We start from the raw sequence: 21,564 nt of genomic DNA, 5'->3' as shown, positions 1-21,564 counted from the left end.
GCACACTGCGGACAGGTGCGTGGACTTCGGGTCTGTAGCACCTGACAGCCGGAAGGCTCAGAGACACCCCGAGGAGTCCCCTCGGGGTGTTTCGCGTCAGGCGGCGCACGCGTCCAGAGCGGCTGACACGTCGTTCGTCACGACCAGGGACCGCATGGCGAAGTCGGACACGAAACCCTTGTCCCGCAACCCGGTCAGCCAGTCGGCGAGTCCCTTGTAGTGGTCGTCGACGTCGAGCAGCACGACCGGCTTCGCGTGCATGGCGAGGACGCGCGCGGTCCACACCTCGAAGAACTCCTCGGCAGTCCCGATGCCGCCGGGCAGCGCGAGGAACGCGTCGGCGTGCGCCTCCATGGCGGCCTTGCGCTCGCGCATGGTGTCGACGACGAGCAGTTCGTCCGCCTCGTCGTCCGCGATCTCCCGGTCGACGAGCCCGCGCGGGATGACGCCGACCGTGCGCGCGCTACCTTCCCGCGCGGCGCGGGCGACGGCGCCCATCATGGACGTCCGGCCGCCGCCCCACACGAGGGACCAGCCGCGTGCGGCGATCTCACGACCGACCGACGCGGCCAGCTCCACGTAGGACTCGGGAACCGTCTTGAGCGAACCGCAGTAGACGCACACCCGCATCAGTGCGTGTCCGCCCAGGCCTGGTGGGCTTCCTTGACGACGCGGACGGCGTCCTCGATGTCGTCGGTGAGGTGCAGCAGCGCCAGGTCCTTCTCGCCGACCTTGCCGCCGGGCAGCACCGAGTCCTTGATCCAGTCGTACAGGCCCTGCCAGTACTGCGTGCCGAACAGCACGACCGGGAACTTGGTGACCTTCTTCGTCTGCACCAGGGTCAGCGCCTCGAACAGCTCGTCGAGCGTGCCGAAACCACCCGGCAGGCAGATGAACGCCTGCGAGTACTTGATGAACATCGTCTTGCGCACGAAGAAGTAGCGGAAGTTCACGCCGAGGTCGACCCACGGGTTGAGGCCCTGCTCGAACGGCAGCTCGATGCCGAGCCCGACCGAGAAGCCACCGGCCTCGGAGCAGCCGCGGTTCACCGCCTCCATCGCACCCGGCCCGCCGCCGGTGATGCACGCGAAACCCGCCTGCGCCAGCGCGGCGCCCAGGTCGCGGCCCAGCTGGTACTCGGGGTGGTCGCGGCCGGTGCGCGCGGACCCGAACACGGTCACCGCGCTGGGCACCTCGGCGAGCGCGCCGAAGCCCTCGACGAACTCGGCCTGGATGCGGAACACCCGCCACGGGTCGGTGTGGACCCAGTCCGCGGGGCCCCGCGAGTCGAGCAGGCGCTGGTCGGTGGTGGTGATCTCGTCGCGGCGGTCCCGGCGCAGCACGACGGGGCCGCGCTGCTTCTCCCTGGGGTGCTCGTCCACCACACCGTTCTTGTCTTCGGTCATTGGCGCGATTCTAGTGACGCACGTCCCAGGAAACGCTTGAGGACACCTTGGCAAACACCGATCTGCTCGACGGGAACGTGCTCCTCCCGCGTGTGGCACAGCACCGGGTCGCCCGGTCCGAAGTTGACGGCGGGCATGCCGAGCGCCGCGAACCGCGCGACGTCCGTCCACCCGAGCTTCGCGACCGGCTCCCCGCCCGCGGCCCGCACGAGCTGCTGCGCGGCGGGTGCGTTCAGTCCGGGCAGCGCGCCCGCGGCGTGGTCGACGACCGTGACCTCGTAGCCATCGAACACCTCGCGCAGGTGCGCCTCGGCGTCCTCAACGGACTTGTCCGGCGCGAACCGGTGGTTGACCGACAGGACGACCTCGTCGGGGACGACGTTGCCCGCGACGCCGCCGGTGACCTTCACGGCCTGCAGGCCCTCGCGGTAGGTGCAGCCGTCGATCTCGACGACGCGCGCCTCGTAGGCGTCGAGCCTGCGCAGCGCCTCGCCCATCTTGTGGATCGCGTTGTCGCCCATCCACGCCCGCGCGGTGTGCGCCCGCTTGCCGGTCGCGCGGACGTCCACGCGCATCGTGCCCTGGCAGCCCGCCTCGACGACGCCGTTCGACGGTTCGCACACGATCGCGAGGTCGCCGTCCAGCCACTCGCGCATCTCGCGCTCGATGCGGCCGAGCCCGTTGCGGTCCGCCTCGACCTCCTCGCAGTCGTAGAAGACGAACGTGAGGTCGTACGCGGGATCCGTCACCTGCGCGGCGATCGTGAGCATCACCGCGTCGCCGCTCTTCATGTCGACCGTGCCGCAGCCGTGCAGGACGCCGCCCTCGCGCCTGCTGGGCCAGTTCTGGTTGATCGGCACCGTGTCGAGGTGCCCGGCGAGCACCACCCGCTGGCCGCGGCCGAGGTTCGTGCGCGCCAGCACGGCGTTCCCCGATCGGGCGATTTCCAGATGGGGAGCGTGGGCCGCGAGGCTGCGCTCGACGAGATCGGCCAGCTCGGCCTCCTCCCCGGACACGCTGCGCACATCCACCAGGGCGGCCGTCAGATCGGCAGGGTCACTGTGAAGGTCAAGGGTGTCGGACACCCCTAGACCGTACCGATGGCGGGTGGAGGTGACGCCGCGCGACCATTACGGTGCGCCGCGTGACGAAACGCACACCGCTCCTCATCGGCGCCCTGTTGTCCGCCGCTGGGTTGTGCGCCTCCGGGTGCGGCCCGGCCCCCGAAGCCTGCGGCAGACAGTGCGGCGAGATCAGAACCCTCTTCGAGGCGCCCTGCGGGTCGCAGCACTCGGGCACGCCCGCGGAGTGCGCCAAGTGGGTCGGCAAGGTCAGCGCGATGGCGAAGTCACTCGACCAGTCGCTGCAGGGCAAGCCCGTCGAGCCCGCCGTGCGCGACACGCTGCCGAAGCTGATGACCGCCGTCGGCGAGTTCGAGACCCACAAGTGCTCGGACGTGAAGGTCGACAACGTCTCCAGCACCGAGGCCAGGCAGTCCAAGTGCAACGAGGCGCTCATCGCGACCAGGGGCGACCTGGGCTCCCTGTACTTCTCCGCGCAGGTTCCCGACTAACCTGTACGCCTGTGAGCACTGCGAATGCGATTGGTCTTGCCACTCTGACCCCGGACGGCACCGTCCTCGACACCTGGTTCCCCGCGCCGTCACTCGGCGGGGAGGCCACCGGCACCTTCCGCCTCTCGGCGGCCGAGGTGGCGGCCGAACTCGGTGAGGCGGCGGCCAAGCTGCTCGGCGAGGACCTGGAGCGCGGCGTCGAGGTCGTCGGCGTGCGCACCGGCATCGCGCTGGCGGACGCGCCCGCGGACGCCTACGACACCTACCTGCGGCTGCACCTGCTGTCGCACCGGCTGGTCCAGCCGCACGGCCAGAACATGGACGGCGTGTTCGGCAAGCTGACGAACGTCGTGTGGACCAACCACGGTCCGTGCGCCGTCGACGGCTTCGAGCAGACCCGCCTGCGGCTGCGCGTGCGCGGCCCGGTGACCGTGTACGGCATCGACAAGTTCCCGCGCATGGTCGACTACGTGGTCCCGACCGGCGTGCGCATCGGTGACGCGGACCGCGTGCGGCTCGGCGCGCACCTGGCGTCCGGCACGACCGTCATGCACGAGGGCTTCGTCAACTTCAACGCGGGCACGCTCGGCGCCTCGATGGTCGAGGGCCGCATCTCCGCGGGCGTCGTCGTCGGTGACGGCTCGGACGTCGGCGGCGGCGCTTCAATCATGGGCACGCTCTCAGGTGGCGGCAAAGAGGTCATCTCGCTGGGCGAGCGCTGCCTCGTCGGCGCCAACGGCGGTGTCGGCATCTCGCTCGGCGACGACTGCGTGGTCGAGGCCGGTCTCTACATCACGGCGGGCACCAAGGTGACGCTGCCGACCGGTGAGGTCGCGAAGGCCGGGTCGCTGTCCGGGCAGTCCGGACTGCTGTTCATCCGCGACTCGGTGTCCGGCACCGTGCTGGTGAAGGCCCGCAAGGGCACCGGCGTGGAGCTGAACGAGGCCCTGCACGCCAACTGACCACCGTGCGTGGGCGTGATGGCCACCTACTCGGAGGTAGCCATCACGCCCCACCTGGGGGTTAGCATCGGCTCGTGGTCTCGCGGAGCCGACCAGTGGTCGGCATGCTGCAGCAGAACCTGTTCGACATCTACGCCGACCAGTCCTTCGGCGCGATGGACGCCGCCCGCGAACTCGGGCTGGACCTGATCACGTTCTGCGGCAGGCCGCTGGAGGACACGGGGTTCAAGCGCCAGGCCAACGTGGTCTACGACCTGGTCGGCCCGGAGTCGGTCGACGCGCTGGTCGTGTGGTCGAGCACGCTCGGCATCCACGTCGGCAGCGAACGCATGGAAGCGTTCCGCCGCCAGTACTCGCCGTTGCCGGTCGTGGCCGTCGAGCAGGCGCTCGGTGACGCACCCATGGTGCTCATGGACAACCGGTCCGGCATGCGCGAAGCCGTCGCCCACCTGATCGAGGCGCACGGTCACACCCGGATCGCGTTCGTGCGCGGACCCACCACCCACGACGGCGCCGAAGAGCGCTACCAGGGCTATCTCGACGCGATGCGCGACCACGGCCTGACCGTGGACCCGCAACTGGTCTCGGCCAACTCGGAACCGTGGACCAGCGACGGCATCGCCTCGCCGGACGCGGTCGTCACGTGCGGCGTGACCTCGACGGACACCGAAGGCGTCGCGACCGGCCACGCCGCGGAGATCGACCCCGAGTGGCTCGCCCGGATTCTCGCCGACCCGCCCGAAGCCGTGGCCGCGGTCAACGACGGGTTCGCGGTGGCGGTCGTCGCCGCGCTCGCGGGCGCCGGGCTCAGCGTCCCCGGCGACGTGGCCGTCGTCGGGTTCGACGACTCCATCAACATCACGTCCGACGAGCTGGGGTTCAGCGAACCGTCCGGCGACGACGGTCCCGCGGTGGACAGCCTGTCCCTCACCACCGTCCGCGCACCGTTCTGGGAGCTGGGACATCGCGCCGTCGAGGTCGTGGCCCGCCTGCTGAACGGCGAGCCCGTCGACCCGGTGGTCACCGTGCCCACCGAGCTCGTCGTGCGCCGCTCCTGCGGGTGCGAGCCCGCCGAGGCGCCGGAGCTGAGCGCGCCGGAGGAACGCGACTGGCAGTACATGCAGGTGATCGTCGAGAAGCGCAGCCAGATCGTCAGGGAGATCGGCCAGGACCTGATCGCGGCGTCCGACGCGGACGAGCTGCTGGACATGCTGCCCGGCGCGCTCTCCAAGATCGGGATCCCGAGCTGCTACCTGGCGTCCTACCACGGTGATCTCCCCTCGCCGGACGACACCGAGACGCAGGTGAAGCGGGCCAACAGAACCGCGACCGCGTGGTCGGACCTGCTCTTCGCCTGCGAGGACGGCGTCCGGCTGGACATCACGCCCGACCTGGAGATCTTCCGCTCCGTCGAGCTGGTGCCGGGAGACCTGCTGGCCGGCCCGCGGCCGCGCAACACGGTGCTCGCGCCGCTGTACTTCACCGACGAGCAGCTGGGTTTCGTGCTGCTCGAGGTGGGCCCGCGGATCGGCTGGCTGTACGAGACGCTCCAGTCGCAGCTGAGTGCGGCGCTGCACCGGGCGTTCATGGTCGAGCGGGAACGCGCGGCGCTCGCGGCCGTCGAGGACGCGCACCGGCGCGAGGAACGTCAACGGCTGGCAGGAGATCTGCACGACTCGGTGTCGCAGGCGCTGTTCTCGATGAACCTGCACACCCGTGCGCTGCAGCTCATGGTCGAACGCGGCAACGACAGCACGCGCGACGCGAAGATGGCGCGGGGACTGGAAGATCTGCGCGACCTGACGCAGACGGCCCTGTCCGAGATGCGCGCGCTGATCTTCCAGCTGCGCCCGGACGCGCTGCACAACGACGGGCTGGTCGTCGCGATCCGCAAGCAGGCGGCAGCGCTGTCCGCGCGCGAGGGACTGGACATCCTCGTCGACACGTCGCAGGACCACTTCCCGCTGGACGAGCGCGCCGAGTCCGAGCTGTTCCTGTTCGTGCGCGAGGCGTTGCACAACTGCGCGAAGCACGCGCAGGCCGAGCGCATCAAGGTCCGGCTGGTCGAACCGGGCAGTGTGGACGGCACGCTGGAGATCGAGGTGCTCGACGACGGCACCGGGTTCGACCCGCGGGTCCGGCGCCCCGGCCACTTCGGGCTCGACACGATGCGCGAACGGGTCGAGGGGCTCGGCGGTCAGTTCGTGATCGACAGCTCGCCGACCACGTCGACCACCGTCCGCGCGATCCTGCCGCACATCCTGGCGGGGACCAACGGCTCCGTCAGGCTGTGATGCGTTCGGCCGCGGCGGCGACGCGCTCGTCCGACGCGGTCAGCGCGATCCGCACGTGCTTCGTGCTCGTCGGCCCGTAGAAGGTGCCCGGAGCGACGACGATTCCGCGATCGGCGAACCAAGCCGTGGTCTCCCAGGCGTCCTCACCGCGCGTCGACCACAGGTAGAGGCCGGCTTCGGAGTGGTCGACCGTGAACCCCGCGGCGCGCAGGGCGGGCAGCAGCACCTCGCGCCGCGCCCCGTACCGGGCCTTCTGCACCTCGACGTGCGCGTCGTCCGACAACGCCGCGGTGATGGCCGCCTGCACCGGCCGGGGCACGATCATCCCGGCGTGCTTGCGAATCCCCAGCAGCCCGGCCACCAGTTCGGCGTCGCCGGTGACGAACCCGGCCCGATATCCGGCGAGGCACGAGGACTTCGACAGCGAGTGCACCGCGAGCACCCCGTCGAAGTCACCGTCCACAACGGACGAATGCAGCGCGGAGACCGGCGTGGACTCCCACGGCAGCGTCAGGTAGCACTCGTCGGAGGCCACGATCGCCCCCGCGGACCGCGCCGCGTCGACGGCCGAGCGCATGGCGGACGCGGACAGGACGCGGCCGGTCGGGTTCGACGGGGAGTTGAGCCACACCAACGACGTTCCGGCGGGCGGGGCCTCGCCGTCCTCCAGCCGCACCACGGCGCAGCCCGCGATGCGGGCGCCGACCTCGTAGGTCGGGTAGGCCACGGCGGGGATCGCGACGATGTCGTCGGAACCGAGGCCCAGCAGCTTCGGCAGCCACGCCACCAGTTCCTTGGAACCGATGGTCGGCAGCACCGCGGCCGGGTCGATACCGGTCACGCCGAACCGGCGGGCCATGGCCGCGACGGCCGCCTCGCGCAGCTCGGGTGTTCCGTGCGTGGTGGGGTAACCGGGCTCGTGCGCCTTGGTGGCCAGCGCTTCCTGGATCACCCGCGGGACCGGGTCGACCGGTGTCCCCATGGACAGGTCGACCACGCCACCGGGGTGCGTGCGCGCCTTGGCGGCGTGGTCAGCCAACGCGTCCCACGGGAAGTCCGGCAGGGCCGGCCCCTTGCGCAGAGTGGTCAATGCCCCTCGGCCTGCGGCTCGAGCACCTTGATGAACTCGGGGTCGGCGCTCACCTTGCCGACCTTCGACGCGCCACCGGGCGAGCCGAGCTCGTTGAAGAAGTCGACGTTCGCCTTGGTGTAGTCCTTCCACTCATCGGGAACGTCGTCCTCGTAGTAGATGGCCTCCACCGGGCACACCGGTTCGCACGCGCCACAGTCCACGCACTCGTCGGGGTGGATGTAGAGCATCCGGTCGCCTTCGTAGATGCAGTCGACGGGGCATTCTTCGATGCACGCCTTGTCGAGCACGTCCACGCACGGCTGGGCGATCACATAGGTCACTGCGCTCTCCTGCTTCTGTTCTGGTCCACACCGCGCAAGCCGGAGAGTACGCGGCACACTTGAGTATCACCCGGTCAGGCCTGCCTTAGTTCCACGGTAATCCAGGTCACACAGGGCGATGGGTCAGGATGGAACCGTGCACGACGTCGATCTTCTCGAACACCTCTGCGCACGAGCATGGCCCGCACTGGTCGAAGAACGGCTGGGGGATTGGTGGATGCGCGCCGCGGACGGCTTCACCGGACGCGCCAACAGCACGCTGACCACGGGCGATCCGGGCGTCCCCGTCGCCGAAGCGCTGCGCGCGACCGAGGATTTCGCCAGGTCACACGGCATCGAGCCGACCGCGCACGTGGTGATCGGCTCGCGCAACGAGGACGCGGTCGACGCGGCGGGCTGGCGGGTGAACCTCGACCATCCAGGAGGTGCCGAGTCGCTCGTGATGACCGGGCCACTCGAGACGTTCGCGGGATCTCCGGCCCGAAGTGACGCGAGTCCCGGATGGTGGGAACTGGCCGCGTCGAAGGATCCGACCCCGGCGCAACGGCACGTGCTCGCCACCGGCGAGGTGTGCTTCGCGGGCATCGAGGAGGATGGCGTGACGGTCGCCGCCGTGCGCGGAACGGTCGTCGAGGACCTGCTGCACGTGGCGCGGCTGGCGGTGCGGCCGTCGCACCGGCGCCGGGGGCTCGCGCGCCGGCTCATGAGCGAGCTGGCCGGCTGGGGCGTCGAACGGGGCGCGAAGACGTGCGTCCTGCAGGTCGCCGAGCACAACACGGCCGCCATCGGGCTCTACGAGGAGCTCGGCTGCACCGAGCACCACCGGTACCGCTACTGGATCCCGTCGAACCACTGAAGCGCGCGCGTGCGCACCTTGCGCAGCGCCGACCGCTCCCCCAGGTAGTCGCCGACGAGTCCGACGACGGGCAGCATGCCGAGCGCCTTGTGGTGCAGGCGTCCCTGCGGGCGCTTGCCCAGCTCGTCGCCGAGCCCCCAGAGCATGCGGCCGAGCTTCCACACCGTCCGAGCCACGGCTTTCATCGTGCCGCCCTCGACCTTGAGCTCCTCGGTCCTGGCGTCCTCGTCGGGCTCTCGCGGCGTCGGGTCGACGTCGCGTTCGAACAGCACCCACGCGAGCAGCCGCACCCGATCCTCGACGGACGTGAAGCCGTGCTCACCGGCCAGCGCGCACAGCAGCAGCCCCTGACCGGCGGCGCCGAGCGCGTCCTGGATCGGCAGCCGGTCCGCGAGCGCGCCGCCGATGCCCGGCACGGACGCCAGCAGCGCCGTGAAGCGCCCGACGCGGTTGATCCACCACTCGTCGCGGTCCTCGACGCTCATCGCGGCCCACGCGGCGGTTCCGGGTGCCTTGATCGTCGCCAGCTTGCCGAGCAACCCCTCCAGCTCGCTGTCCCGCAGCCCGAACGGGTTCGACTCGCGCAACCTGTCCACCAGCGGCCCTGAGGCCCGCACGAACGGTCTCAGCACCGCCACGACGTGTCTGTCGGTGATCGCCTCAGCCATGGGTGCCGGGTACCCGTTCCCGGGCGTGGCGCCCCATCACCGCGCCGACGGCCACCGCGCCGGGCAGCGCGCCGCCGGCGAACAGCATCAGCGTGCGCCAGTCGTCCAGCAGCATGTACTGGCCGCCCGGCTCGAAGAACAGCGTGACGAACACGGTCAGCGCCCACACCGCGAGCGGCGCCGCCGCGACCCGCAGCGAGCGACCGAGGCCGGCCGCGCTCAGCACGAGCATCGGCGTCGTCACGATGGCCACCCCGATGGTGATCGGGAACTGGATGTCGCCCCACCTCGGCAGCAGGGTGCCGTCGAGGCGCAGCGGCAGGAAGAACACCTCCAGCACGGCGAGCACGAACGTCTCGACGCACAGGAGCAGCAGCAACAGCCGCGCGCTAACGCTCACCCAGTCCTCCGAACAGGTCGGTGGCGGCACCGTCCGCGGCACCCCTGGCGAGCACGTAGTACTCAGCGCCCACGAGCGGCTGGGCGATGTTGTTGGACAGCGCGTAGCCCTCGGGCCACACGCTCACCTGCGTGGAGTGCGCGCGCAACGCCCGCCGCTTGGCGGCCAGGTGCTCGGACACGTCGACCACCGTGGTGATCTCCTCGTCCGGCGTGACGGGCAGTTCGCCGTCGGCGGGCATGCGGAACGGCAGGCCGGTCACGTCCAGCTCGGCCAGCCCGGCCTTCGTGGCGTCGCGAGAGGTCACGGCGTAGAAGACGCGTTCGACGTCGTTCGTCTGCGCGGTCGCGGCCATGGTGATCTCGTGCGCGCGGATGTGGTCCGGGTGGCCGTAGCCGCCGAACGCGTCGTACGACACGACGACCTGCGGCTTGGCCTCCTTGATGATCTCCAGCAGTGCGGCGGCCTGGTCGTCGAGGTCGCCCTGGACGAAGGCGCGCGGGTGCGCGTTGGAGTCGACGCCGACCATGCCGGAGTCGCGCCAGCGGCCGATGCCGCCGAGGAACCGGTGTTCGGTCACGCCGAGTGCCGCGCACGCCGATCTCAGCTCCGCCACTCGATACCCGCCCAGTTGATCGGCGGCGTTCGCGGCGAGTTCTTGAAGTGCGGGCGGGATGATCTCGCCCTCTTCCCCCAGGGTGCAGGTGACCACGGTGACGTGCACACCCGCCGCCGCGTACCTCGCGATGGTGCCGCCCGTCCACAGGCTCTCGTCATCGGGGTGCGCGTGTACCAGGAGCAACCGTGGTGGTGCAGTCAGCGTCACCGGAAAAGAGTAGAGCGCGGCTAGCATCCGGGTGCGATGGCGGTGAGGTTCGCAGTACTCGGTGAGCTCGAGGTCCACGATGACGCCGGGCTGGTCGTGCTGCCCTCGGGCAAGCTGCGGTACCTGCTGGCGACGTTGCTGGTGAACGCCGGTGTCGGGGTCGACGCGGACCGGCTGCTCGACGTGGTGGGCGGCAGCCCCGCGGCACTGCTCACGGCGATGACCCGGCTGCGCAGGGCGCTGGGCCCGCACCGCGACGTGATCCGCACCTTGCCGAACGGTTACGTCGTCGAGATCGGATCGGACCAGCTGGACCTGCTCGAGTTCAGGGAGCTGCTGGCCGAGTCCCACCGCGAGGCCGATCCCGCCAGGGAGGCCGCCCTGCTGCGCGCGGCGCTGGACCTGTGGCGCGGCACCCCGACCGCGCTGGCCGCCGACGTGGTGGCCGACCTCGCGGAACGCAGGCTCGGCGCGCTGGAACGCCGCATCGAGCTGGAGCTGGAGCTGGGCGGGCACGCCGATCTCGTCACCGAGCTGCGGGTGCTGGTCGCCGAGCACCCGCTGCGGGAACGGCTGACCGGGCAGCTCATGCGGGCGCTGCACCGGTCGAACCGTCGGGCGGAGGCGGTGCAGGTGTACCGCGCGCTGTGCGACCGGCTGGCCGACGAGCAGGGCCTCGACCCCGGTCCCGAGCTGCGCGCGCTGGCCGACCAGCTGAGCCCGCCGCGGGTCGTGCCGTCCGAGCTGCCCGCGGACGTCACGGGGTTCGTCGGCCGGGCCGAGGAGATCAGCGCGCTGGAGGAGCTCGCGGGCCGCACCGCGGCGATCTCCGGGCCACCCGGCACGGGCAAGACCACGCTCGCCGTGCACGTCGCGCACCGGGTGCGCGCGCGGTTCCCGGACGGGCAGCTGTACGTGAACCTGCGCGGGTACTCGCCCCAGCCCGCGGTGCGGCCCGGCTACGCGATCGCCCGGTTCCTCCGCGCGCTCGGCGTCGCGCCGGAGATGCTCCCGCACGACGAGGAGGAGCAGGTCGCGCTGTACCGCTCGCTGCTCGCCGAACGGCAGGTGCTGGTGGTGCTGGACAACGCGGCCTCGACCGAGCAGGTCCTGCCGCTGCTGCCCGTGGCCGCGGGCTGCGGCGTGCTGGTGACGAGCCGCGACACCCTGGACGACCTCCCCGCCCGGCACGTCGCGCTGGGCGCCTTCAGCACGACCGAGGCGCTCGGGCTGCTGGACCAGCTGGTCAGCGAGCGGTTCGACCTGGCGTCCGCGACGGAGCTCGTCGACGCCTGCGCGCACCTGCCGCTGGCGATCAGGATCGCCGGAGCGCGGATCGCGGACAGCGACATCACCGACTACCTCGACGAGCTGCGCGGCGAGAGCAGGCTGACCGCGCTCGCCATCGACGGCGACGAGGAGAACGCCGTGCACACGACGTTCTCCCTGTCCTACGACGCGCTGTCACCCGAGGTGCGGCGGCTGTTCCGCCTGCTGGGTGTCGCGCCGGGCGTGGACTTCACGACCGGGTCGGCCACCGTGCTCGCGGGTGCGGAGGCGGCGCCACTGCTGGAGCGTCTCGTCACGGCGAACCTCCTGCAGCACCAGGACGGCCGCTTCCACTTCCACGACCTGCTTCGCGAGTTCGCCCGGCAGTGCTGCCTCGCCGAGGAGAGCCACTGGCGGGCGGCCACCCGGCGGCTGGCCGAGTGGTACCTCGCCGGCTCGGAGAACGCGGCGGTCGCGACCAACACCGGCCTGCACCGCACGCGCTGGCCGGAGCCCGCTGGCACGGGACGCGAGTTCACCGACTCGGCATCGGCACGGGCCTGGGTCGCAGCGGAGCTGGGCAACCTCGTCGCGACGGCGACCGCCGCGGACGCGGGATCGATCAGCTGGCGGCTCGCCGACGCGTTGCGCGGTCAGCTGGTGCTGGCCCACCTGCAGCCGGAGTGGGCGTTGCTCGCCGATGCCGGCCTCGCCGCCGCACGGGCGGCGGACGACGAGCTGGCACAGGCCGTCATGCACAACAGCCTCGGCGCGCTGCGCTGGACCCAGCACCGCCTGCGCGACGCGATCGTCCAGTTCACGCACGGCGCGGACAGGTACCGCGAGCTCGGCCCGTCGGACGGGCTCGCCGCGGCGCTGCACAACATCGGTATCGCCCACATGCGGCTGGGCGAGGCGGACCTCGGGGTCGAGCTGCTCACCGAGTCGCTGACGGTCGCCCGCGCGGCCGGTGCCCGGCTGCGCGAGGCGAACGCGTTGTCCAGCCTGGGCATGGCGTGCGTGGAGACCGGCCGGTTGATCGAAGCCGAACGGCACCTGCGCGCCGGGCTGGCGCTGACCCGCGAGCTCGGCAACGACTACACGACGGGGAACTGCCTGACCAACCTCTGCCACGCGCTCCGCGAGCAGGGCAGGCCGGCCGCCGGGCTGGAGCTCGTACTCGAGGCGCAGCGGCTCTACCACCTGACCGGGGCGACGCGCGGCGACCTCGTCGCACTCGACGAGCTGTCGTCGGTGCACTGCGCGCTGGGCCTGCACGACCAGGCACTGGCGTACGGGCAGGAAGGCCTCGCGCTCGCGAGATCACGGGCGGACGACATGTTCGAGGGCAGGTTCCTCAACCGCGTCGGCCTGGCGCTGCGGCACCTCGGCGACGCCCGCGGCGCGGTCGCGAAGCACACGGGCGGGCTGGCCGCGCTCACCGCGGCCGACGACCTCACCGGCCGCATCGAGTCGCTGCTCGGGTGCGCGGAGGCGCGGCACGAGCTCGGCGAGGACGAGGCCGCGGCACGGGATGCGGCCGCGGCGCTCGAGGAGATCGAGCGGACCGGGCTGCGGCTGCACGAGCAGCGAGCGCTTGCCGTGCAACGGAAAACGGGGTCCCGCGACCAGTCGCGAGACCCCGTTCGGCAGTGAACTCTCAGACCACGGACTTCTCTTCGGCGAAGTGGCACGCCGACATGGTGCCCTCCGGCGAGCCGCGGAACTCGAGCTTCGGCTCCTCGGTGGCGCAGATGTCCTGCGCCTTCCAGCACCGCGTGCGGAACCGGCAGCCCGACGGCGGGTTCACCGGCGACGGCACGTCACCCGTGAGCACGATCCGCTGGCGCTGGCGCTCCGCCTTCGGGTCCGGCATCGGCACCGCGGACAGCAGCGCCTGGGTGTAGGGGTGCATCGGCCTGCTGTAGATGGCCTCGCGGTCACCCATCTCGATGATCTTGCCGAGGTACATGACCGCGACCCGGTCCGAGATGTGCCGGACGACCGACAGGTCGTGCGCGACGAACAGGTACGCGAGCCCGAGCCGGTCCTGCAGCTCCTCCAGCAGGTTCACCACGCCCGCCTGGACGGAGACGTCCAGTGCGGACACCGGCTCGTCCAGCACGAGGAACTTCGGGTTGAGCGCGAGCGCACGCGCGATGCCGATGCGCTGGCGCTGGCCGCCGGAGAACTCGTGCGGGTACCTGTTGCGGTGCTCCGGGTTGAGGCCGACGAGCTCCATGAGCTCGTTGACCCGGCCCTGCACGCCCTTCTCCCTGCCGTGGATGCGCAGCGGCTCCGCGATGATGTCGTTGACCTGCCACTTCGGGTTCAGCGAAGCGTACGGGTCCTGGAACACGATCTGGATGTCCTTGCGCAGCGGCCGGAGCTGCTTGGTGCTCATCGACGTGAGCTCGCGGCCCTCGAACTTCACCGAGCCCGAGGTCGGCTTGTGCAGCTGGAGGATCGCGCGGCCGGTCGTCGACTTGCCGCAGCCCGACTCGCCGACCAGACCGAGCGTCTCGCCCGCCTCCAGCTTGAACGAGATGCCGGAGACGGCCTGCACCTCACCGACGGAGCGAGGGATGATCCCCTTGCCCCGCACCGGGAAGGACTTGACGAGGTCCGTGACCTCCAGGAGGGGCCCGGAAGAGCTGACGGCGGTCACGACTTGTCTCCTTCGAAATCAACGGAAACAATGTCCGCGATCACCGGGATGTCCGGGTCGGCCACGGTGAGCGAGGCCGGGTTCTCCACGACGCCGATCTCCTCGGTGAGGAACAGCTTCTGCGGGTTCTCCAGCGTCGCCAGGTGCTCCCAGCGGTGACACCGGGAACGGTGGTTGCTGACACCGGCCTCGGCCAGCACCGGCTCCGACTCGTGGCACACCTCGGCGACGAGCGGGCAGCGCGGTGAGAAGGCGCAGCCGGACGGCAGGTTCACCAGCGAGGGCGGCGCACCCTTGATCGGGGTGAGGCGCTTGCCCAGCGTCGACGGGTTCGGCACGGAGCCGAGCAGGCCGACGGTGTACGGCATGCGCGGCGCCTCGAAGACGTCGTCGACCGGACCGGACTCGACGACCGTGCCGCCGTACATGACCTGCACGCGGTTGACCATGCCGGCGACGACACCGAGGTCGTGCGTGATCATGACGATCGCGGCGTCGGTCTCCTGCTGGATGCGCAGCATCGTGTCGAGGATCTGCGCCTGCACGGTGACGTCCAGTGCGGTCGTCGGCTCGTCGGCGATGATGACGCTGGGGTCGTTGATGATCGCCATGGCGATCACGACGCGCTGCCGCATGCCGCCGGAGAACTCGTGCGGGTACTGCGCCGCACGCTTGTCCGGCTGCGGGATGCCGACCAGCTCCAGCGACTCGACGGCCTTCGCCCACGCCGCCTTCTTCGAGACGTTGTGGTGCGCCCGGTAGGTCTCCGCGAGCTGCCAGCCCACGGTGTAAACCGGGTTGAGCGACGTCATCGGGTCCTGGAAGATCATCGAGATGTGCTTGGAGCGGAACGGCTGCATCTGCTTGTAGTTGCGGCCGACGAGCTCCTGGCCGCGGTAGCGGATGGAGCCCTCGATCCGCGCCGATCCCGGCAGCAGACCCATGATCGCCATGGAGGAGACCGACTTGCCCGACCCCGACTCACCCACGATGCCGAGCACGTCACCGGAGTTGAGGTCGAACGACACGTTGCGCACCGCGCGCACGTCGCCGTCGTCGGTCGGGAACGTGACCGAGAGGCCTTCGACCGAGAGCAGCGGGGTGGTGGAGTCGGAGGGGAGGAAGTCCTCCGTCAGTTCGGAAACCTGGGACATCAGGCACGCACCTTCGTCTGCCGGGGGTCGAACGCGTCGCGCAGACCGTCGCCGATGAAGTTGACCGCGAGGGAGAGGGACACGAGCACCACGAACGGTCCCCAGAACAGCCAGGGACGGTTGAGGAACTGCCCGTAGTTCTCCTGCACGATCACACCGAGCGAGGTGTCCGGCGGGCGCACGCCCAGGCCGAGGAACGACAGTGCGGCCTCGGTCAGCACGGCCGCCGCGATCGCGAGGGTCGCGTTGACCGTGATGCTGCCGATCATGTTGGGGACGAGGTGCTTGAAGATGATCCGCGGCGTCGTCGCGCCGCACGCCCTGGCCGCCTCGATGAACTCGCGCTGCGACAGGGAGAGCGTCTCACCGCGGGTGATGCGGGCGATGGACATCCACGCGAAGGCCGCGAGCACGAGAGCGACGACGTACCAGCTGCCCGAGAAGCCCTTCACGACGATGGCCGCGACGGCGATCTGCGGGACGATCAGCATGAGGTCGACGAGCCGCATCAGCGCGTTGTCGACGAACCCGCGCAGGTAACCCGCGAGGGCGCCGAACACGACGCCGATGACCGTGGCGAGCGCCGCGACGACGAGCGCGATCTGCAGCGAGTAGCCGGTGCCGCGCATCAGCAGCGCCAGCATGTCCTTGCCGACCTGCGTGGTGCCGAGCGGGTGGCCGATGCTGGGCGCCTGGTAGGCCTTGCTGGAGACGTCCTCGAAGTCGTAGGACCACACCAGCGGGCCGATGAACGCGAAGACCACCAGTGCGATGAACACACCGAAGCTGATCATCGCCATGCGGTGCCGGAGGAACCGGCGAAGCACGAGCTGGCCCTGCGTCCTGGTGGTGGCCGCGTCGAACTCGTGCGAGCTGTCGGTACCGACGCCCGCGGGCGGCAGGGACGCTGAGGTGAGGTTGACGTTAGCCAAGTCGGATCCTCGGGTCGAGGATGCCGTACACGATGTCGGCAACCAGGTTGAACAGGACGACCATGGTCGCGGTCACCGCGAGCCAGCCCATGAGCATGGACGGGTCGAAGTTGCGCACCGCCTCGACGAGACGCGTACCCATGCCCACCCAGCCGAAGACCGTCTCGGTGATGATCGCGCCGGCGAAGACGGCGCCGAAGTTCAGCGAGAACAGCGTCGCGACGGGGATGAGCGCGTTGCGGAACGCGTGGCGGAAGATCACGCGGCTCTGCGAGATGCCCTTCGCCCGCGCGGTGCGCACGAAGTCGGAGTGCATGATCTCCAGCATCGAGGCCCGTTCGAACCGGCTGTACGCCGCGAAGCTGATCAGCATGAGGCTGACCGTGGGCAGCAGGAAGGTGCCGGTGTACTTGAATATCGCGTCACCGATGCTGCCGGAGAACCCGCCTTCACGCGGGCCCGCCGTGGTCAGCCAGCGCTGCAGACCGATCGACTCCAGCACGTTGTTGAACTGGATGCCGTAGTTCTTGATGATGACGGCGACGCAGAAGATCGGCATCGAGAACATCAGGAACGCGGTGCTCGTGGCGAGGTAGTCGAAGATCGAGTACTGCTTGACGGCCGCGAGGACACCGACCGCGACGCCCAGCGTGAGCGCGAGCAGCTCGGCGCCGAGCACGAGGCGTCCGGTGGTCCAGAGCGCGTCCATGATGGCCGGCTGGACCTCGGCGCGCGCCTGGCCGAGCGCGACGCTCGTGCCCCAGTCGCCCTGCACGAAGTTCGTCAGCCAGTCCCAGTACCGGACCAGCACCGGCCGGTTGAGGCCGAGCTCGTTGGCCACCTGCTGGACCTGAGCCTCCGTCACGCCTGGCTTCGCACGCATTTCAGCCAGTGGGTTGCCCGCCGTGGCAACGAGGACGTAGCAGAGGAAGCTACCGATCAACAAGATCGGTATCGATATGAGAAGTCGGCGAAGTATGTAGCGAATCACGATCAAGCTCCTTGACGGCACCCGGTGGCCTGGGGGGTGAGGCCGGGCACGGGAACCCTCCTGCGCGGACTGTACGCGCGGTGTGAAGTCGGGGGGAACCCAGGAGAACGGGGCCGGACTCGTGGTCCGACCCCGCCCCATAGGTCTTACTACCTGCTGAACAAGATCACTTCAGCTGCCACTCGTTGGCGTAGGTGGCGACGCCGTACTGGCTCTGGAAGTACACGCGGTCGATGCCCTTGAACGCCCACATGTTGGGCATCTGGAACAGCGGCAGTGACGCGTACTCGTCGGCCAGCGCCTTGTCGGCCTCCTGGTAGTACTTCAGCGCGTCGGAGATCGACGTCTGCGAGACGGCCTTCTTGAAGTTCTCGTCGTAGCCCTTCGAGGAGACGCCCTGCCAGTTCTGGCCGCCGCCCGTCTCGTAGATGGACTTCTTGGAGCTCTTGTACGGGCCACCGGACCACGCGAACAGGGCGACCTCGTAGTCACCGTCGCTCACGCGCTTGTCGAGGAAGTTCGGGTCGGTGTCGTCGATGACCTCGATACCGGCTTCCTTGCAATGGCCCTGGATGAGCTCGACCGTCTGCTTGCGGCGCGGGATGTCGGTGTGGCTGATCTTGAAGGACGCCTTCACGCCGTCCTTCGCGAAGATGCCGTCGGCACCCTGGGTCCAGCCGGCACCGGAGAGGACCTTCTTGGCCTCGTCCGCACTGCCCTTGCTCTTGTCCGCGTAGAGGTCCTTGTAGCCCTCGTCGCTCGGGAAGAAGATCAGCGAGCCGAGCGGCTTGACGTCGCTCTGGATCTCGGCGATCAGCTTGTCCGCGATGTCCTGGCGCTTCACGCACTGGAAGAACGCCTGGCGAACTTCCTTCTGCTTCAGAGCGGGGTGCTTGAAGTTCAGGTCGAGGTGCTCGAAGGAGAGACCCGGAGCCGCGCCGAAGGTGATGCCCTGGGACGCGAGGCCCTTCAGGCGGGTGGCGGCGTTGACGTCGGGCTGGGTCAGGCCGTTGACCTTGACCTCGTTGTTCTCCAGCGCCTGAGCCTGGGCGACCGGGTCCGGAATGGCCTTGATGAAGATCTTCTTCGGGCCACCCTTCTTGCCGACCCAGTTCGGGTTGCGCTCCAGCGTCACGGACTGGTTGGCGACGAACTCGGTCATCACGTACGGGCCGGAGCCCGGCTGGATGGCCTTGTCGAAGCCGTTCCACTTCGTGTTCCAGAACTCCGCCACCGCAGCGAGCTGCGCGGCGTCACTGGTGGCCGTCAGCTTGGTGATGTCGGGGACGTTCGCCTGCTTCTCCACGATGTGCGCGGGGAGCACGTCGGCGCTGAACAGGTCCTGGTAGTCCGGGTACTTGTCCGAGAACTTGCCGACGAACGTCTGGTCGTCCTTGCACGAGCCGTCGATCAGCTCGTAGCCGTTGCTGCTGGCCGACAGGAAGTACGGGCTGCCGTCGGGCTTCTTGACCTTGCCGGACGAGGTGAACCACTGCATGTAGAAGTCGTCGCAGTCCCAGGCCTCGCCGTCGGACCACTTCACGCCCGACTTGAGCTTCCAGGTGACTTCCTGCGGGTCCGCGTTCGTGACCTCGACGGACTCCATGACATCCTTGTTCAGGATGACCTTGTTGTTGCCGTCCAACTTGTACGCGCCCACCTGGATCAGCGCCAGCGCGTAGGTGTTGTACGAGTTGTTGCCGTCAGCCGTGGCGTTGTTGTACGTGGTGAACGGCTTGTCCTGCGACACCTCGATGAGGTCGCTCTCCTTGGTCTCAGGAGCGGTGTAGGTGTCACCCGACTCACCACGCGGGACCGCCATCTCGGCGATCGAACCGTCGCCACTGGTGGCATCTCCGCCACCTCCACTGCCGCTACACGCGCTCAGCACGAGAGCCGCGCCAGAAAGCAGCGCGATCACCGGCAGTGCTTTGGTTCTACTCATCGACACGTGCCCTCCTAGCACTGGGTGAAGCGGCCTGTTGGCGCCTTCATCACCCGTAACCCGTGATGTGTCATACGCGCCCCGAACCGACACACCGTTGCAGCACCGTAAGAACCGGTGGCGGGGCGGGTCACTGTCCCACGCGTGATCGTGACCAAAGGGTGACACGCTGGTAGCAGCAAGCTACACCCCGATTACCGGCCGGGAGCGTTCGTTAACCGGACGCCGGAAATACTGTCAACGAACGAGGCAACGCGCACCTCGAGCTAATTGGGAAGGTGATTAACTCAGCGGTCGAGCCTGCGCCATTCGGGCGCACCGGAGAGGACTCCAGCCAGCGGAGCGCCCGCGTCGACACCGGAAACCGCAGGTGTCACGGCCAGCAGGTCGGCCACCTGGAACAACGGCAATGCGACGGCCTGTTCCCACAACTGGGGCTCCAGTGCGGTGAGTCCGTCGGCGAGAGGCGTCTTGCCGGTGAGCACAGCTTCGATCGACGGCTGCATTGACCGATCACAGAATCCGGTGGAATTCACGGGTCCGGCGGTCCCACCATCGGGTGGCGTAGTTACACAGCCGAATGAGCTGGCCAGCGCCGCCGCCGAATCACCGCCATCGGCCCTCGGCACAACGGCGATATCAACCGATCCTTCGGACTCGGAGAGTTTCGAGACGAGAAGTCTTCCGTACAGTTCTTCCGCGTTCGGCGTGATGACGCTGGCATCAATTCCGAACGCCTTCAGTTGGCGCTGCGCCTCGTTCGCGACCGTCAGGTAGGGCTCGACGCCTTGTTGCGCCGCGATCCTGATCTGCAGCGGCTTGCCGTCCTTGCCCCAGCCCGCGGCGGTCTTGACGTACCCGGCCGAGGTGAGCAGCTGCTCGGCCTTCACCTTGTCGCTGATGCCGGCCGGAATCGTGGCCTGGTAGCCGGGCCTGCTCGGCGGCACCACGAGCGAGTCCGCCCTGAGCTGCGCGGACGGCCCGTTGCCGGTGCCCGCGGCGATGAGCGTGTCCCGGTCGAGCGCGGCGACCAGCGCCTTGCGCACCGTGGACGTGGCCAGCTGCGGACTGGCCGGCCGGACGAGCAGCTGGACGACCTCGTTGCGCGGAACGGCCTTGGTGACCAGGCCCGGCACGGGCCGCAGCAGGTTGAGCGCGATGGCATCCGCCCGCAGCAGCGCGGCCTGGACGTCACCGTCCTTGAGCGAGTCGGCCATCTCCTGGTGCCCCGACCGCCGCAACACCACCCGATCGAGTGTCGTCGGCGCTTCCCAGTACCGATCGCTGCGTTCGAGGATGACCTCACCGCGCGGCTCGTCGAGCGACCGCACGGCGAACGGCCCGGCCGTGGCGGGGAACCCGGTGGCCAGCACGCTGGACCAGTTGCCTGGTGCGTCCTTGAGCAGGTGGGCGGGCAGCAGGTTCCCGAACAGCGACCGCCAGCCGGGGAACGGCTTGGCGAAGGTGACCTCGACGACCTTGCCGCCCTCGCGCGACCCGACGTTCTGGATCAGCCGGTACCCGGCGGCGTCCACCACGCCGGGCTCGTTGCGCATCCGCTCCGACAGGTACGCGAAGTCCTCGGCGGCGATCGGCGCACTGTCACTCCAGCTCGCGTCCCTGCGGATCGTGTACGTGACGGTGAACGGCTCGGCCTTGGTGACCTGAGCGCTGACCAGCAACGTCCGATCCAGCTGCGGTGCCCCGTCCTGCGCGGGCCGGAAGGCGCTGGGGAGGAGGAGCGACGACAACGCCGTGGTCATCGCGCTCTGCCCGGCGAGCGTGTGCGGGTTGTACCCGCCCTTCACCTCGTCGACGCCGAGCACGATCTCCTTGATCTTCGGGCCCGTCGTGACGATCGTCGGGACCTCGGAATCGGGGACCAGCGGCGGTGGTGGCGCGTTGGTGCACGCGGCAAGGCCGAACACGGCCGCCGCCAGCACTCCCCCAAGTCGCCTCATGTCCACCACAGTGCCAGACAACTGTGAACGGGGTTCAAGGACCCTCACAGGCGCACGTGACCGGCCAAGTCGCCCAGCAGCGAGCGAAACGAGGCGAGCCCGGCCGAACCGGCACGAGCCGAAAGACATCCCAGGAGCTTGAATGTCAAGCAGCAGCCTTCTCGACACGATGCGACCAGGCGGTCGCCTCGTCGTAGTGCGTGCGGGTTTTGAGGCAGCCATGCAGGATGCCGACGCACCGGTTGG

At 69.5% G+C, this 21,564-nt stretch carries 19 protein-coding genes; 5 read left to right on the top strand and 14 right to left on the bottom strand.

The genetic code is table 11. The annotated features are described in order from the left end of the window. Nucleotides 1-96 precede the first annotated feature (96 nt). From FKR81_RS24310 to dapE, 3 genes are read right to left on the bottom strand one after another with little or no spacing between them, the layout of a single operon-like run. The gene (locus tag FKR81_RS24310; protein ID WP_146354722.1) at nt 97-630 is read right to left on the bottom strand and encodes an LOG family protein; all 534 of its coding nucleotides are present in this window, start codon (nt 628-630) and stop codon (nt 97-99) included. Then, on the bottom strand, nt 630-1,406 hold the full coding sequence (locus FKR81_RS24305; protein ID WP_146354720.1) for an LOG family protein: 777 nt from the start codon (nt 1,404-1,406) through the stop codon (nt 630-632). Before FKR81_RS24305 ends, FKR81_RS24310 begins: the two co-directional genes overlap by 1 nt. Continuing rightward, nucleotides 1,403-2,491, bottom strand: coding sequence for a succinyl-diaminopimelate desuccinylase (gene dapE, locus FKR81_RS24300; RefSeq protein WP_146354718.1), 1,089 nt, complete (start codon nt 2,489-2,491; stop codon nt 1,403-1,405). The genes FKR81_RS24305 and dapE overlap by 4 nt, the downstream gene beginning before the upstream one ends. 59 nt (nt 2,492-2,550) lie before the next feature. On the opposite strand from dapE, the gene FKR81_RS24295 reads away from it, so the two are divergent. The 3 genes from FKR81_RS24295 (at nt 2,551) to FKR81_RS24285 (ending at nt 6,235) form a co-directional block, all read left to right on the top strand. Beyond that, nucleotides 2,551-2,979: a hypothetical protein gene (locus FKR81_RS24295; RefSeq protein ID WP_146354716.1), complete on the top strand. Its 429-nt coding sequence runs from the start codon at nt 2,551-2,553 to the stop codon at nt 2,977-2,979. An 11-nt stretch (nt 2,980-2,990) separates the two neighbouring features. Beyond that, nucleotides 2,991-3,941: a 2,3,4,5-tetrahydropyridine-2,6-dicarboxylate N-succinyltransferase gene (gene dapD, locus FKR81_RS24290; RefSeq protein WP_146354714.1), complete on the top strand. Its 951-nt coding sequence runs from the start codon at nt 2,991-2,993 to the stop codon at nt 3,939-3,941. Between the two features lie 74 nt (nt 3,942-4,015). Then, nucleotides 4,016-6,235: a substrate-binding domain-containing protein gene (locus tag FKR81_RS24285; RefSeq protein ID WP_146354712.1), complete on the top strand. Its 2,220-nt coding sequence runs from the start codon at nt 4,016-4,018 to the stop codon at nt 6,233-6,235. On the opposite strand, the gene dapC is transcribed toward FKR81_RS24285, so the two are convergent. Further along, nucleotides 6,225-7,325: a succinyldiaminopimelate transaminase gene (dapC, locus tag FKR81_RS24280; protein WP_328593158.1), complete on the bottom strand. Its 1,101-nt coding sequence runs from the start codon at nt 7,323-7,325 to the stop codon at nt 6,225-6,227. The two genes, FKR81_RS24285 and dapC, sit on opposite strands and share 11 nt — an antisense overlap. Then, nucleotides 7,322-7,648 (bottom strand): ferredoxin, encoded by a 327-nt coding sequence (gene fdxA / locus FKR81_RS24275; protein ID WP_086662771.1) that lies wholly within the window; start codon nt 7,646-7,648, stop codon nt 7,322-7,324. The genes dapC and fdxA overlap by 4 nt, the downstream gene beginning before the upstream one ends. 136 nt (nt 7,649-7,784) lie before the next feature. Between fdxA and FKR81_RS24270 the strand changes: the two genes are divergently transcribed. Beyond that, nucleotides 7,785-8,504, top strand: a complete 720-nt coding sequence (locus FKR81_RS24270) for a GNAT family N-acetyltransferase (protein WP_235921738.1) — start codon at nt 7,785-7,787, stop codon at nt 8,502-8,504. On the opposite strand, the gene FKR81_RS24265 is transcribed toward FKR81_RS24270, so the two are convergent. Genes FKR81_RS24265 through mshB form a run of 3 tightly spaced genes read right to left on the bottom strand, consistent with a single transcriptional unit; the run spans nt 8,480 to nt 10,398 of the window. After that, nucleotides 8,480-9,172, bottom strand: a complete 693-nt coding sequence (locus tag FKR81_RS24265) for a hypothetical protein (protein WP_146354708.1) — start codon at nt 9,170-9,172, stop codon at nt 8,480-8,482. The genes FKR81_RS24270 and FKR81_RS24265 overlap by 25 nt on opposite strands. Next, nucleotides 9,165-9,572 carry a hypothetical protein gene (locus FKR81_RS24260; RefSeq protein WP_146354707.1) on the bottom strand — a complete coding sequence of 136 codons (408 nt, stop codon included), beginning with the start codon at nt 9,570-9,572 and terminating at the stop codon, nt 9,165-9,167. The genes FKR81_RS24265 and FKR81_RS24260 overlap by 8 nt, the downstream gene beginning before the upstream one ends. Continuing rightward, nucleotides 9,562-10,398, bottom strand: a complete 837-nt coding sequence (gene mshB, locus FKR81_RS24255) for an N-acetyl-1-D-myo-inositol-2-amino-2-deoxy-alpha-D-glucopyranoside deacetylase (RefSeq protein WP_146354705.1) — start codon at nt 10,396-10,398, stop codon at nt 9,562-9,564. The genes FKR81_RS24260 and mshB overlap by 11 nt, the downstream gene beginning before the upstream one ends. A gap of 42 nt (nt 10,399-10,440) precedes the next feature. On the opposite strand from mshB, the gene FKR81_RS24250 reads away from it, so the two are divergent. Beyond that, nucleotides 10,441-13,323, top strand: coding sequence for an AfsR/SARP family transcriptional regulator (locus FKR81_RS24250; protein WP_186763146.1), 2,883 nt, complete (start codon nt 10,441-10,443; stop codon nt 13,321-13,323). A gap of 4 nt (nt 13,324-13,327) precedes the next feature. Here FKR81_RS24250 and FKR81_RS24245 read toward each other — a convergent pair whose 3' ends face one another. The 6 genes from FKR81_RS24245 to FKR81_RS24220 form a co-directional block, all read right to left on the bottom strand. Further along, entirely contained in the window at nt 13,328-14,335 is a 1,008-nt protein-coding gene (locus FKR81_RS24245; RefSeq protein WP_146354701.1) for an ABC transporter ATP-binding protein, read from the bottom strand. Continuing rightward, on the bottom strand, nt 14,332-15,489 hold the full coding sequence (locus FKR81_RS24240) for an ABC transporter ATP-binding protein (protein WP_146354699.1): 1,158 nt from the start codon (nt 15,487-15,489) through the stop codon (nt 14,332-14,334). The genes FKR81_RS24245 and FKR81_RS24240 overlap by 4 nt, the downstream gene beginning before the upstream one ends. Continuing rightward, a complete protein-coding gene (locus tag FKR81_RS24235) occupies nt 15,489-16,391 on the bottom strand; it encodes an ABC transporter permease (protein ID WP_235921752.1) in 903 nt (300 codons plus the stop codon). The genes FKR81_RS24240 and FKR81_RS24235 overlap by 1 nt, the downstream gene beginning before the upstream one ends. A 22-nt stretch (nt 16,392-16,413) precedes the next feature. After that, nucleotides 16,414-17,418, bottom strand: a complete 1,005-nt coding sequence (locus FKR81_RS24230) for an ABC transporter permease (RefSeq protein WP_186763145.1) — start codon at nt 17,416-17,418, stop codon at nt 16,414-16,416. Nucleotides 17,419-17,578: 160 nt separating this feature from the next. Continuing rightward, nucleotides 17,579-19,357, bottom strand: coding sequence for an ABC transporter family substrate-binding protein (locus FKR81_RS24225; RefSeq protein WP_146354695.1), 1,779 nt, complete (start codon nt 19,355-19,357; stop codon nt 17,579-17,581). Between the two features lie 287 nt (nt 19,358-19,644). Beyond that, on the bottom strand, nt 19,645-21,318 hold the full coding sequence (locus tag FKR81_RS24220) for an ABC transporter family substrate-binding protein (protein ID WP_146354693.1): 1,674 nt from the start codon (nt 21,316-21,318) through the stop codon (nt 19,645-19,647). Between the last annotated feature and the right edge of the window lie 246 nt (nt 21,319-21,564).

Source organism: Lentzea tibetensis (genome assembly GCF_007845675.1).
Classification (GTDB): Bacteria; Actinomycetota; Actinomycetes; order Mycobacteriales; family Pseudonocardiaceae; genus Lentzea; species Lentzea tibetensis.
Note: the sequence above shows the minus strand (reverse complement) of the source record. Positions and strands in the feature narration are given on the sequence as shown.